This window comes from Flavobacterium subsaxonicum WB 4.1-42 = DSM 21790 (genome assembly GCF_000422725.1).
In the GTDB taxonomy this organism is placed as follows: domain Bacteria; phylum Bacteroidota; class Bacteroidia; order Flavobacteriales; family Flavobacteriaceae; genus Flavobacterium; species Flavobacterium subsaxonicum.
Map to the genome: position 1 here is coordinate 132,857 of NZ_KE383909.1, position 12,862 is coordinate 145,718.

A 12,862-nucleotide genomic window follows, 5' to 3' on the forward strand; every position below is an offset into this window, starting at 1 on the left:
CACACATGAAAGAAATTAGCGATATACTAAAAGCGTATTCCATAGCTAATGCTATCGGAAAAAAAACGGCTTTGGCAACGGTTGTAAAGGTAGAGGGTTCGTCTTACAGGCAGCCCGGTGCCCGTATGCTTGTTACCGAAGACGGCCAGCTAACCGGTGCCATTAGCGGTGGTTGCCTGGAAGGTGATGCTCTTCGCAAAGCTTTGCTTGCCATCAATCAGCAGCAAAATAAGCTAATTACGTATGACACGAGTAACGAAGATGATGTAGAGTTCGGTGTACAACTGGGGTGTAATGGTATTGTTCATATATTGTTCGAGTATATAGATGAGGCTGTGGTAAACAACCCCATAGATTTACTTCAGCAACTGGAAACAGAACGTAAAGATGCTGTGGTGGTTACACTATATTCTGTAAACAGGAAAGTTGCCCAGCCGGGAACGGTGTTGTTTTACAGGGATGGGAACAGCCAATCTCAAAATAACAGTTACGACGCTTTATTTAATGATGCCTCTAAAGTTCTGACTGATAAAGCATCCATCATTAAAAAAATAGAATTACAAAGTATTGCTTACGAAGCACTTATAGAATACGTTGCTCCGCCGGTTGCTCTTATTGTTGCCGGCGCGGGTAATGATGTTAAGCCTCTTGTAGATATGGCATCGCTTTTAGGATGGGAAGTTACTGTTGCAGATGGCCGCGCTACACATGCTACCGCGCCACGCTTTCCAAAAGCTAAAAATGTTTACATAGCCAAACCACAGGAACTGATTGATAATGTGGTTGTTGATAGACAAACGTTTTTTGTGCTGATGACGCATAACTACAAGTACGACCTGGCCTTGTTGAAATTGTTACTGGAAACGGATTGCAACTATATTGGCATCCTGGGGCCTAAAACAAAGCTGCAACGCATGTTTAACGACCTTGCTGATGAAGGAATTACACTCACAGATAAGCAATTAAACAGCATTTACGGGCCTATTGGCCTTGATATAGGCGCTGAGACATCAGAAGAGATTGCGGTGTCTGTAGTGGCCGAAATTAAGGGGGTTATGAGTGGCAAGTTGGGTACATCGTTAAAATACAAACAAGATAAAATACACACAGCTACACTGGTAGTTTAAAATACGGATTTATGATACAGGATACCTTTGGCCGTGTGCACGATTACCTGCGGATATCGCTTACCGATAACTGTAACCTGCGCTGCTTTTACTGCATGCCTGAGGAAAAGTACGCCTTTGCCCCGGCTGCCAAACTAATGCAGGTGCACGAAATTGAAACGCTTGCTAAACTATTTGTAGCACAGGGTGTTAAAAAGATACGCCTTACCGGCGGAGAGCCCTTGGTGCGCAAAGATGCCCCTAAAATTATAGAGGCTTTGGGTAAGCTCGATGTAGAGCTTGCCATAACAACCAATGGCATCCGATTGCACGAAATGCTGCCCGAGCTGCTGGCGGCTAATATACGTGCCATAAACATTAGCCTGGATACGCTTCAGCCCGATAAATTCCTGAAAATTACACGTCGCGATTTGTATCATAGGGTTCGCAGTAACATCGAATTGCTGTTGCATCATAACATTCGTGTGAAGATCAATGTCGTGGTAATGAAAGACCTGAACGAGAATGAGATACTCGATTTTATTGCCCTTACCAAGCACAACAATATAGAGATCAGGTTTATAGAATTTATGCCGTTTGCCGGCAACAAATGGAGCAGCAACCAGGTTTTTACACTGCACGAAATACTATCTCAAATTGCCACTAAATACGATGCCCTGCCGGTGTCGCCGGAGGCTAATGATACCTCTAAACGCTATATGATTCCCGGCCATGTGGGGTCGTTTGCAGTTATAAGCACCATGAGTGCCCCATTTTGCGACACCTGCAACCGTATGCGCCTTACGGCCGATGGCAAGCTTAAAAACTGCCTGTTCTCTAAATCAGAGACTGATTTGCTTGGCGCATTGCGTAATGGGCAGGAAGTGTTACCTTTAATTCACGAAAGTATACAATCTAAAGCTAAAGCGTTGGGCGGCCAGTTTAGCGGGGTGTTCGAAAATATCGATACATCCACGTTAGAAAACCGCAGCATGATAACAATTGGAGGATAATATGGAAGAAACAGGCATTATTATATTAGCGGCCGGTAATTCGTCGCGCTTAGGAAAACCAAAACAGTTACTTGAATACAACGGGTATACGCTGTTGCGTAACACCATAATACAGGCAAAATTAATTCCCGATAGCTTTGTTATTGTGGTAACGGGCGCTTATAAAAAAAATATAGACGAAGAGCTGGCCTACACCGCTGCTAAAGTGGTTAATAACCCCGAATGGGAGACAGGGATGGCATCATCTATAGCAATAGGATTACAGCAATTACGCGCACTTAATCCACAAATTAAAACCTGTATTTTTACAGTATGCGACCAGCCGTTCCTAAACGCACAGGTATTTAAAGATCTGATAGATAGTCATAATACATCTGGTAAAGGCATAGTGGCATCGGCGTATGCCGAAACATTGGGCACACCGGTGTTGTTTAGCAGTACTTATTTTGAGACACTTGAAAACCTTAAAGGGCATGAAGGCGCCAAAAACGTAATTCAGCTTCATAACAATGATGTAGCTTCGGTACCTTTCGAAAAGGGTGCAGTAGATATAGATACTATGGACGATTATAATAACCTTATCAACCAGTAATGATCGCGGTACAACAGGCAAAGCAAATTATACAAGATGCTGTAACAGAGGGTAAAATTAAAGAATTTCCCTTACAGGAGGCCTTTGGCTACACACTTGCTGAAGACATTATTGCAACAACAGACTTACCCAACTTTGCGCAATCGTCTATGGATGGTTATGCCGTTAAGTTTGAAGATAAAGATAAACCGTTAACTATCATTGGCGAAATGGCGGCCGGCGTTAGCACTCAGCTTACTATACAAACCGGACAGGCAACCCGCATCTTTACCGGTGCGCCCCTGCCCAATGGTGCCGATACGGTTATAATGCAGGAAAAGGTAAGCGTTGATAATAAGTTGCTTACGTTGCAGGATGATAGTCTTTCGCACGGTCTTAACGTTCGCCCAAAAGGTGCTGAGGTTAAGAGTGGCGAGCTTGCAATGGCTAAAGGCACCTACTTATCGGCGGCAGCACTTGGTTTCTTAGCAGGAATTGGCTGTACGCATGCCAGTGTTTACGCCGCGCCAAAAGTGGCCATTATCCTTACGGGAAATGAGTTGCAGGAGCCAGGTAAACCGTTAGAATTTGGGCAGGTATACGAAGCTAATTCAGTACTGCTAACCGCAGCCTTAAATAGGGCGGGAATTAACGATATAACAATTTTACGCAGCGAAGACAATCTGGATGTATTAGCATCGGTATTGCAAAGCGCATTAGAAATCAGCGATATAGTGTTGCTAAACGGTGGTGTAAGCGTAGGCGATTACGACTATGTAGTTGGTGCGGCTGCAGCTTGCTGCATTGAGCAGAAATTCCATAAGATAAAGCAAAAGCCGGGTAAACCCCTGTTTTTTGGCACTAAGCAGGATAAGCTGGTTTTCGGGCTGCCGGGCAACCCATCAAGCGGGCTGACCTGTTTTTACGAATACGTATTGCCTGCTCTCGAAAAATCCATGCATAAAGAGCCAAGTGTTATTGCTGTAACTGCAAAAGCAACATACGATTACAGTAAATCGGCAGGGCTTACACATTTTATAAAAGCCTTTTATAAAGAGGGCAGGGCAACACCGCTGCATGCTCAGGAATCGTTCAGGCTGCACTCGTTTGCGCAAGCCAATTGTTTTATTATATTGCCCGAAGAATCAACAGGTTGCAAAGCAGGAGACACCGTTGATGTACACTTATTACCCCTTTAATTTATGTCGATAGAATTATTTTACGGTATACTTTTTTTTGTTGCCTTTTTGTATGCGGCTGTTGGTCACGGCGGTGCCAGCGGATACCTTGCCTTAATGGCATTGTATGGTGTAGCTCCCGAAGAAATGAAGCCTACCGCATTGATGCTTAACCTGTTTGTGTCGCTTACCTCGTTTATACAATACTACAGGGGCGGTTATTTTTTAAAGAAGTTATTTATACCTATAGCCGCTGCTTCCATACCTATGGCCTTTATTGGTGGCATGATAATGGTGGAAGAGAACATCTACAAGCGTGTACTTGGGGTGTTGCTATTGTTCCCGGTAATACGGTTTTTCTTATTCAAAAACGTTGAAGATAAAGACCTTAAGCCCTCAAACTTAACCATAGCAATAGTAACCGGCGCTGTGGTTGGCTTACTTTCGGGTATGATAGGTATTGGCGGGGGTATTATACTGTCGCCCATATTGTTACTCCTGCAATGGACCAACCAAAAGCAAACCGCGGCTATTAGCGCTGCCTTTATATTTGTAAATTCGGTTGCGGGGCTGGGGGGCATGCTTACCCAGGGCATTAGCTTTACCGGCGATATGGTTATGTACATTGTTGTGGCCTTTGTTGGCGGACTTTTAGGTGCTTATTTTGGCTCTAAAAAGTTCAACCAGAATGTTTTAAAGTACGTTCTGGCTACTGTATTGCTGCTGGCGTCTTATAAATTATTATTTACAACTGCTTAATAATGAAAATCAAAATTATAGCCTTTGGGCAGATAGCCGAAATTACAGGTAAAGAACTGGTTATCGAGGCTTTGGATACAGCATCATTACAACAGGCTTTACGCGATAAATTTCCGGCATTAGCCGAAAAAAAGTACGCCATTGCCGTTAATAAAATATTAGTCACAGATAATCAGATACTTACAGATAACGACACCGTGGCACTTATGCCGCCATATTCAGGAGGATAATACATGGAAAATCACAACTCCCGTTACGCCCGCCATTATTCCTTAAGGGATTTTGGTGCTGAAGCCCAGCAAAAACTTGCTGATGCCAAGGTATTGGTTATAGGTGCCGGTGGCCTGGGATGTCCTGTGCTGCAATACCTTACGGCGGCAGGCGTGGGTACTATTGGCCTTGTAGATGATGATGTGGTGTCGCTTAGCAACCTGCAACGCCAGGTATTGTACACTACCAACGATGTGGGCCGGGCCAAAGCTGCCGTTGCTGCGTTAAAACTGCAACAGCTAAATCCGGATATTACCATTAATAGCTTTAAGATGTTGGTTAACAGCACCAATGCGTTAGAGCTGATTGCTGATTATGATGTAATTATTGACTGCACCGATAACTTTGCGGCGCGCTACCTTATTAACGATGCCTGTGTGTTGCTCAATAAACCCCTGATTTTTGGGGCGGTTTATCAGTATGAAGGGCAGGTTGCCGTGTTTAATGTTTCTGATGCTCAGGGTAATAAAGCCAACTACCGCCATTTGTTTGCTACGCCGCCAGATCCGTTGGAGGTGGCCGATTGCAACGAGGCCGGTGTGCTTGGCGTTTTGCCTGGAATTATTGGCTTAATGCAGGCTACCGAAGTTATAAAACTAATTACAGGTGTAGGCGAGGTGATGATTAATAAATTAATGACCTTCAGTATTTTAAATTACGATAGTTTTATAATTGATATAAGAGCTGATGAGTCCGCAAACACTCACATTCCAAAAGATGCAACTACTTTTAAGGCAACCGATTACAACTGGCTGTGTGGGACATCTATAAATGGAGTTATAGAATTGGATGCCAATAACTTCCTTCAAAAAATTAACCTACCTGACACAATTGTTATTGATGTTCGTGAGGTTAGCGAGCTTCCAAAGGCTGATTTTCAAAACCTTAACATTCCGTTATCAGCGTTAAGCGAAAAAATACCCGAAATTGAGGCCAATAACATAATTTTGTTCTGCCAAAGCGGCAAACGCAGCCTTAGAGCGGGTATGTTATTGTTAGAAAAATTTGGTAACACAAAGAATATTAGTCACTTACAGCGCGGTATCATTGCCTTACAAGAAAAATATAATGAATAAACCTATTAAAAATATATTTATGCAAGGGGCTATAAACCCCTCATTTATAGCAGATAGCATTGCTAAACATGCTTCTAAAAAGGATATTGGCGCCCATAGCATTTTTTTAGGGCAGGTGCGTGCCGATGTTATAGAAGACAAGACGGTAGTCGCCATAGAATACACTGCTTATGAGAACCTTGCGCTGCAAAAAATGCACGAATTGCGTGAAGAGCTCTTTACTAAATACGACCTTAGCTGCATGCATGTGCACCACAGCCTGGGCAAGGTTAAGGCTGGAGAGCTGTGCCTGTTTGTATTCACTTCCTCAAAGCATAGGCAAACCGCTATAAATGCCTGCGAGGAAATTGTAGAGCGCATTAAGGCAGAACTACCTGTTTGGGGCAAAGAAATTTTTGAAGACCAATCCCACCAGTGGAAGGTAAATAATTGATATGGTAGATATTACACACAAATCGTATACGTTGCGCAAGGCAATTGCTACCGCTACGGTGCTAACATCGCAACAGGCAACCATAGATGCCATAGAGCAGCGCAAAGTGCCCAAGGGCGACATCTTTGAGTTTAGCCGTGCGGCGGCGCTCTTCGCCATCAAGAAAACCAGCGATGTTATACCCGATTGCCACCCGTTACCTGTTGAATATGCGGCGATTACGTATAAAGTCGAGGGGCTTTCGGTAATTATTTCGGTAGAGGTGCATACCATTTACAAAACCGGGGTAGAGGTAGAGGCCATGCATGGCGCATCGGTGGCAGCTTTGGTTATGTACGATATGCTAAAACCTATTGACAAACACGTTGAAATTCAGAATATTAGGTTGCAGGAAAAGCATGGTGGCAAGTCAGATAGTAAGAAATATGCCGATAAAGGCCTCAAATGCGCGGTAGTAGTATGTTCCGACACCGCCTACCGCAGTGAAAAAGAAGATACATCGGGCAAGGCAATAGTGTCAATCCTTGAAAAACAAGGACTTACAGATGTTGAGTACACCATTATCCCTGATGATTTTGATACCATACAAACTACCCTTAAAAACTACATGACTCAAAGTAAGGATCTTGTGATTTTTACCGGTGGTACAGGCCTTTCGGCACGAGATGTTACGCCACAAGCTGTTGAACCCCTGATAGATACGCATATTCCTGGCATTATGGAAACCGCCCGTGCCTACGGCCAGCAGCGTATTAAAACAGCCATGCTATCGCGCGGTGTTGCCGGCTTTGCTGCTGACACACTGGTAATTACGTTGCCCGGCTCTAAAAAAGGGGCACAGGAAACCATGGAGGCACTCTTTCCGCAGGTATTGCATGTGTTTGATGTACGCGAAAACCGACCTCATTAAGTAGCTAACCTGCTGTTTGTCTTTGTGTTGCTACGAGTTCCGTTACCTTAGTAATGGTTGTTTCAATATCATCTATAGTTGTAAATCGCCCAAGGCTAAAACGTATGGATGCCAATGCATCGGCATCGGTAAGTCCCAGTGCTTTAAGTACATACGATGGCTCTGTAGTAACCGCAGAGCAGGCCGAACCGTTTGATACTGCAATGTTTTGGAGTGATAATATCAGTTTTTCAGAGCTTATGTCCTTGAAGCACAGGTTAGTAGTGTTGTAAAGGCGGTGTTCTTTGCTTCCGTTACCATAGGTGTCGGTTATCTTAAGTAGTTCATTTTCAAGGTGGTTACGTAATTGTTCAATTCGATTTGTATCGTTATCCATCTCATCCTCAGCTATTTCGCAGGCTTTTCCTAACCCCACTATACCGGGTACGTTAAGGGTGCCGCTGCGCAACTTGCGTTCATGGCCACCTCCATGTTGTTGTGCTTCAATAAGTTGACGGGTTGTAGATGATACGTACAATGCCCCAACACCCTTTGGCCCGTAAAACTTATGGGCACTAAGTGGCATTAAATCAATTCCAAGTGCCTGAACGTCAATAGGTAACTTGCCTACGGCTTGTGTGGCATCAGTCATAAACAGGGCGCCTTTGGCATGGGCCAGGCTGCTAATTTGGCTAACTGGCTGTATAACACCGGTTTCGTTGTTGGCAAGCATCACACAAACCAGTAAAGTATCGTGCCTTATGGCCGCTTCTAAATCTTCTAAATTTACTAAATCATACTGATTTACAGGTAAATAAGTAACCTCAAAGCCATTTTGCTCCATATAAGCACAGGTGTCTAAAATAGCTTTATGCTCTGTTACTACAGTTACAATATGTTTCTTAGTAGAACTAACTAAACCTTTGATTGCTAAATTAATAGCCTCCGTAGCGCCCGATGTAAAGGTTATCTCCTTTGGCCTGGCACCAATCAGGGCGGCAACCTGCTCTCGGGCGGCCTCAACTGCCTCATTTACAGTAAGTCCAAACAAATGGCTGCTGCTTGCATTGGCATAATCAGTGGTAAAATAGGGTAACATTGCTTCTAAAACCCTGTTGTCCAGCCGGGTAGTGGCATTATTGTCTAAATATATTATTTTGTTTCTTTCAGGCATCAATTCAAAAATTACAGACTTAAATATACGCAAATTCCGGAAAACGCCAATTAAGAAAAATCTTATATTTTACATCCAAAAAGTGCTTAATATTTCACTTTCGGACTCTGAGTTACGCACTTTTTGCACACTAATGCACAAATTGCCTTGTCTGTTATAAAATTGGTCAAATTATAAATAAAATTTCCTTCAGCAATTTTACTGCAAGAACCACTTCAGTACTCCGCCTTACCCTTATTTGTAATTTTGCAGCTCAATATTTTATGTTTTCTATCTCATAACCTTAACATTACGTTATTACCATCGCTGCCATTATAGTCGGAAATTAGATAGTAACAAAAACAACTTATAACCTGCCTATGGAAACGAACAACACACACACTACTTCGTTACGGGTAAATGGCACCGATTACCGGCTGGATGTGCTTCCGTGGGTATCGCTGCTGGATGCCCTTCGCGAAAAGCTCGACCTTACCGGCACTAAAAAAGGCTGCGACCACGGCCAGTGCGGGGCCTGTACCGTTTTGGTAGATGGCAAACGCGTGCTAAGCTGCCTTACCCTTGCCGTTATGAAAGACGGCAGCGATGTAACTACTATTGAGGGTATTGCCAAAAACCAGGAGCTGCACCCGTTGCAAAAAGCGTTTATAGAGCACGATGCTTTTCAGTGCGGGTATTGCACCCCGGGGCAAATTTGCAGTGGCATTGGCATGCTTAAAGAGGGCAAAGCCCACACCCGCGAAGAAGTGGCCGAACTTATGAGTGGCAACCTGTGCCGTTGCGGCGCCAGTAAGGGTATTATTGATGCCCTTATGGAAGTGAAGGAAGGGGGCGGTTATGAATAATTTTGCCTACGCCAAAGCCACCAACGCTGCCCAGGCTATAGAACAGCTTAATGGCAACACCCAAAACAAAATAGTTGCAGGTGGCACAAACATTAACGATTTGCTTAAATATTTTGTAACACAAGCCGATAAGCTGGTAGACATTAATCCGTTTATAGATAACCACGCCATTACCCCATTAGAAAATGGCGGTGTACGATTGGGCGCACTGGTTACCAATGCAGATACTGCTTACAATCCTGTTATAGAATCCAAATATCCCTTATTATCTAAAGCCATATTGGCAGGGGCTTCGGCACAAATACGCAACATGGCAACCAATGGTGGTAACCTAAACCAGCGTACCCGCTGCTATTATTTTTACGATGTTAACACACCCTGCAACAAGCGTGAACCGGGTTCGGGTTGTTCGGCTATAAAGGGTTATAACCGCATACACGCCATATTGGGACAAAGCGAAAATTGCATAGCGGTTTTTCCGTCAGATATGTGTGTGGCACTCGCGGCACTTAATGCTACTGTAAATATTACGGGGCCGGATGGCGACAGGGTTCTGGCCTTTGCCGACTATCATCGCCTGCCGGGCGATACCCCGCATATAGACAACAACCTGAAACATGGCGAGATCATTACCGGTATCGACCTTCCCGCTAAGGGTTTTGAAAAAAATTATTCGTACTTAAAGCTCCGCGACAGGGCGTCGTATTCGTTTGCATTGGTATCGGTGGCAACCGGGCTCGACCTTGACGGTACTATTATTAACGAAGCCCGCATTGCCCTTGGCGGCGTGGCGCACAAGCCGTGGAGGGTTACGGCGGCAGAAGACTTTTTGAAAGGTAAAGAAGCCACCCAGGATAACTTTGCCGCTGCCGCAGATATAATTTTGCAAGGCGCCCAGGGCTACGAGTATAACAATTTTAAGATACCGCTTGCTAAAAGGGCTATAATCCGTAATGGCATGATGGCACTAAACCCAGATAGCCAGCGCCCCGGTGCACAACCATCTCTTTAATAAAGCCAACCAAAACACAATAAGTATGACAAAGTTACCCTCTGTAGGACAGCCGGTCAGCCGTTTGGAAGGCCGCCAGAAAGTTACAGGATCTGCAAAGTATGCAGGCGAATATAATGTACCCAATTTGCTGTACGGTTATGTTGTAAACAGCACCATTACCAAAGGCAAAATAACAGCTATAGACACTGCAGCTGCCAAAGCGCTTAAAGGCGTAGAGGCCATTTTTACGCACCAAAACCGCCCGTCTACCGCATGGTTCGACATGCAATATGCCGATATGGATGCACCACCCGGCACCGTATTTAAACCGCTGCACGATAATAAGATAAAGTTTAACGGCCAGCCCATTGCGTTAGTGGTTGCCGAAGATTTTGAAACCGCCCGCTATGCTGCAAGCCTCATTAAGTTTGAGTATGAGGAGGAAGCTTTTATAACTGGCCTTATACCTAATCTTGATAAGGCACACGAGCCTAAAAAAGGCCTGGCTACCATGTTAAAGCCACCACCACCACCGCCTACCGGCGATTTTGAGAAAGCCTACAACAGCGCACCCGTAAAGGTGGCTGCACAGTATACCCATGCTACAGAGCATCATAACCCTTTAGAAATGTATGCCAGCACCGTGGTGTATGAGGGCAAAGGAAAACTTACCATTTACGATAAAACACAGGGCACTATAAACAGCCAGTTGTTTGTTGCCAACGTTTTTGGGCTGCACTTTAAAGATGTAAGGGTTTTGTCGCCTTTTGTGGGCGGAGGATTCGGGTCCGGGTTACGCCCGCAATACCAACTGTTTATGGCTGTTATGGCATCGTTGGAGCTTAAACGCAATGTACGCGTAACGTTAGACAGGGCACAAATGTTTACCTTTGGGCACCGCCCGCAAACCATACAAAATTTAAAGTTTGCCGCAGATGCAGAAGGTAATGTAACTGCTATGAACCATACAGGCGTAGGCGAAACATCATCTTACGAAGATTATGCCGAAATACTCGTATCCTGGAGCCACATGCTTTACCCGGCAAAAAATACCTTGTTTGAGTACGACCTGGTTTCGCTTGATTTGCCCACGCCTATAGATATGCGTGCCCCCGGAGGTGTTAGCGGTATGCATGCCATAGAGTGCATGATGGACGAGCTGGCGTATGAGCTTAAAATGGACCCGCTACAACTGCGCCTTAAAAACTATAGCGAAACCGATCCGTCTACCGGTAAGCCTTTTACCAGCAAAGCTTTAAAACAATGTTATTTGGAGGCAGCCGAAAAATTTGGCTGGAACGAGCGTAACCCCGAGCCGGGCAGTATGCAAAGAGGCAACAAACTTGTGGGCTACGGTATGGCAACCGGTATTTGGGATGCCTACCAGTTTCCTGCCCGTGTAAAGGCTATACTTACAAAAGAGGGTAAACTGATACTGCACAATGCCACGACCGACATAGGTACGGGTACCATGACGGTAATGACCCAGATTGCCGCCGACGAAATAGGCCTGCAGTTAGAAGATATAACTTTTGATTATGGCGACAGCAAAAAGCCATTCTCCATGTTTCAGGGTGGGTCGGCCATAACAGCGTCTACCGGAGCAGCTATTGTTGCGGTGGTAAAAGAGCTAAAGAAAAAGATACTAAAAAAAGCCAGGGGTATTGATGGTTCGCCTTTTAAAGGTATAAAGGATGAGGATATTATTTTTAAAGACGGTGCCATTGCGTTAAAGTCGGATACCAACCTGGCGTTGTCTTTTAAAGATGTTATGGCACTTATTAAAGAGCCGGAAATAAAGGCTAAAAAAATGGCAGGCCCGGATATTTTAAAGCTTAAAAATTACAGTAAGGCCACCCACAGCGCCTCTTTTGTAGAAGTAGAAGTTGATAAGGAGTTGGGCACTATTACCGTTACACGGGCGGTTACAGCTGTTGCCGCCGGCAGGATAATTAACCCTAAAACAGCGCGAAGCCAGGTATTAGGCTCTATGATATGGGGTATAAGCAAGGCACTGCATGAAGAAACTATATTGGACGAAAATTTAGGTAAATACATGAATGCTAACCTTGGCGAATACCACATACCGGTACACGCCGATATCCATGAGCTTGATGTTATTTTTGCCGATGAAAAAGACGAGCTGATAAACGAGCTTGGTATTAAAGGGGTAGGAGAGATTGGCCTGGTAGCCATGCCCGCCGCAATAGCCAATGCCATTTATCACGCCACCGGTAAACGCATAAACACTTTACCTATTCATTTTGATAAGCTATTGTAAGATGTAAAACATAAAAATATTTCAACATAAATTTTTGTGGTTTTAATCCACGCAAGTAACTACTCAGCACAACCAAACCAGCAGTATATTTTTATAAATTTAAATTTATCTCTTACTATGTAGTATTGTAGAAATAAAAAAAGCTTCAATCATTATGATTGGAGCTTTTTGCTTGTGACCCTGTCTGGATTATTTTCGAACCATTTTATGCAGGATTTAAAGAAATTAGCCTATTATCTGTAAGATAAATTTTAAATAACAACGAAAAAAAGC

Annotated in this window: 13 protein-coding genes; 12 read left to right on the forward strand and 1 reads right to left on the reverse strand. The window is 44.1% G+C overall.

Annotation, left to right across the window (positions count from 1 at the left end; genetic code table 11):
* The first annotated feature begins 5 nt into the window (after nt 1-5).
* From G509_RS0111090 to moaCB, 9 genes are read left to right on the forward strand one after another with little or no spacing between them, the layout of a single operon-like run.
* A complete protein-coding gene (locus G509_RS0111090) occupies nt 6-1,127 on the forward strand; it encodes an XdhC family protein (RefSeq protein ID WP_035738894.1) in 1,122 nt (373 codons plus the stop codon).
* 11 nt (nt 1,128-1,138) lie between these two features.
* Nucleotides 1,139-2,119, forward strand: a complete 981-nt coding sequence (gene moaA / locus G509_RS0111095; RefSeq protein ID WP_026991605.1) for a GTP 3',8-cyclase MoaA — start codon at nt 1,139-1,141, stop codon at nt 2,117-2,119.
* A 1-nt stretch (nt 2,120) separates the two neighbouring features.
* The gene (locus G509_RS0111100; RefSeq protein ID WP_026991606.1) at nt 2,121-2,711 is read left to right on the forward strand and encodes a nucleotidyltransferase family protein; all 591 of its coding nucleotides are present in this window, start codon (nt 2,121-2,123) and stop codon (nt 2,709-2,711) included.
* Nucleotides 2,711-3,889 (forward strand): molybdopterin molybdotransferase MoeA, encoded by a 1,179-nt coding sequence (locus G509_RS0111105; protein WP_026991607.1) that lies wholly within the window; start codon nt 2,711-2,713, stop codon nt 3,887-3,889. Before G509_RS0111100 ends, G509_RS0111105 begins: the two co-directional genes overlap by 1 nt.
* Before the next feature lie 3 nt (nt 3,890-3,892).
* Nucleotides 3,893-4,627 carry a sulfite exporter TauE/SafE family protein gene (locus G509_RS0111110; protein WP_026991608.1) on the forward strand — a complete coding sequence of 245 codons (735 nt, stop codon included), beginning with the start codon at nt 3,893-3,895 and terminating at the stop codon, nt 4,625-4,627.
* Between the two features lie 2 nt (nt 4,628-4,629).
* Nucleotides 4,630-4,857, forward strand: coding sequence for a MoaD/ThiS family protein (locus G509_RS0111115; protein WP_026991609.1), 228 nt, complete (start codon nt 4,630-4,632; stop codon nt 4,855-4,857).
* Between the two features lie 3 nt (nt 4,858-4,860).
* Nucleotides 4,861-5,973 (forward strand): ThiF family adenylyltransferase, encoded by a 1,113-nt coding sequence (locus G509_RS0111120; RefSeq protein ID WP_026991610.1) that lies wholly within the window; start codon nt 4,861-4,863, stop codon nt 5,971-5,973.
* Nucleotides 5,966-6,406 (forward strand): molybdenum cofactor biosynthesis protein MoaE, encoded by a 441-nt coding sequence (locus G509_RS0111125; RefSeq protein ID WP_026991611.1) that lies wholly within the window; start codon nt 5,966-5,968, stop codon nt 6,404-6,406. The genes G509_RS0111120 and G509_RS0111125 overlap by 8 nt, the downstream gene beginning before the upstream one ends.
* Nucleotide 6,407: 1 nt before the next feature.
* On the forward strand, nt 6,408-7,316 hold the full coding sequence (gene moaCB / locus G509_RS0111130; protein ID WP_026991612.1) for a bifunctional molybdenum cofactor biosynthesis protein MoaC/MoaB: 909 nt from the start codon (nt 6,408-6,410) through the stop codon (nt 7,314-7,316).
* Nucleotides 7,317-7,320: 4 nt separating this feature from the next.
* Here the strand turns inward: moaCB and G509_RS0111135 are convergent, their stop codons facing one another.
* Nucleotides 7,321-8,469 (reverse strand): cysteine desulfurase family protein, encoded by a 1,149-nt coding sequence (locus G509_RS0111135; protein ID WP_026991613.1) that lies wholly within the window; start codon nt 8,467-8,469, stop codon nt 7,321-7,323.
* A 359-nt stretch (nt 8,470-8,828) separates the two neighbouring features.
* On the opposite strand from G509_RS0111135, the gene G509_RS0111140 reads away from it, so the two are divergent.
* The 3 genes from G509_RS0111140 to G509_RS0111150 are packed head-to-tail and all read left to right on the forward strand — an operon-like array spanning nt 8,829 to nt 12,589.
* Entirely contained in the window at nt 8,829-9,314 is a 486-nt protein-coding gene (locus G509_RS0111140) for a (2Fe-2S)-binding protein (RefSeq protein ID WP_026991614.1), read from the forward strand.
* Nucleotides 9,307-10,326, forward strand: a complete 1,020-nt coding sequence (locus tag G509_RS0111145; protein ID WP_026991615.1) for an FAD binding domain-containing protein — start codon at nt 9,307-9,309, stop codon at nt 10,324-10,326. The genes G509_RS0111140 and G509_RS0111145 overlap by 8 nt, the downstream gene beginning before the upstream one ends.
* A 25-nt stretch (nt 10,327-10,351) precedes the next feature.
* On the forward strand, nt 10,352-12,589 hold the full coding sequence (locus tag G509_RS0111150) for a xanthine dehydrogenase family protein molybdopterin-binding subunit (RefSeq protein ID WP_026991616.1): 2,238 nt from the start codon (nt 10,352-10,354) through the stop codon (nt 12,587-12,589).
* Nucleotides 12,590-12,862 lie beyond the last annotated feature (273 nt).

What these genes read in the sequence shown, in the direction of transcription:
- G509_RS0111090 (WP_035738894.1), top strand. Translation starts at nt 6, where the DNA reads ATGAAAGAAATTAGCGATATACTAAAAGCGTATTCCATAGCTAATGCT.
- moaA (WP_026991605.1), top strand. Translation starts at nt 1,139, where the DNA reads ATGATACAGGATACCTTTGGCCGTGTGCACGATTACCTGCGGATATCG.
- G509_RS0111100 (WP_026991606.1), top strand. Translation starts at nt 2,121, where the DNA reads ATGGAAGAAACAGGCATTATTATATTAGCGGCCGGTAATTCGTCGCGC.
- G509_RS0111105 (WP_026991607.1), top strand. Translation starts at nt 2,711, where the DNA reads ATGATCGCGGTACAACAGGCAAAGCAAATTATACAAGATGCTGTAACA.
- G509_RS0111110 (WP_026991608.1), top strand. Translation starts at nt 3,893, where the DNA reads ATGTCGATAGAATTATTTTACGGTATACTTTTTTTTGTTGCCTTTTTG.
- G509_RS0111115 (WP_026991609.1), top strand. Translation starts at nt 4,630, where the DNA reads ATGAAAATCAAAATTATAGCCTTTGGGCAGATAGCCGAAATTACAGGT.
- G509_RS0111120 (WP_026991610.1), top strand. Translation starts at nt 4,861, where the DNA reads ATGGAAAATCACAACTCCCGTTACGCCCGCCATTATTCCTTAAGGGAT.
- G509_RS0111125 (WP_026991611.1), top strand. Translation starts at nt 5,966, where the DNA reads ATGAATAAACCTATTAAAAATATATTTATGCAAGGGGCTATAAACCCC.
- moaCB (WP_026991612.1), top strand. Translation starts at nt 6,408, where the DNA reads ATGGTAGATATTACACACAAATCGTATACGTTGCGCAAGGCAATTGCT.
- G509_RS0111135 (WP_026991613.1), bottom strand. Translation starts at nt 8,469, where the DNA reads ATGCCTGAAAGAAACAAAATAATATATTTAGACAATAATGCCACTACC.
- G509_RS0111140 (WP_026991614.1), top strand. Translation starts at nt 8,829, where the DNA reads ATGGAAACGAACAACACACACACTACTTCGTTACGGGTAAATGGCACC.
- G509_RS0111145 (WP_026991615.1), top strand. Translation starts at nt 9,307, where the DNA reads ATGAATAATTTTGCCTACGCCAAAGCCACCAACGCTGCCCAGGCTATA.
- G509_RS0111150 (WP_026991616.1), top strand. Translation starts at nt 10,352, where the DNA reads ATGACAAAGTTACCCTCTGTAGGACAGCCGGTCAGCCGTTTGGAAGGC.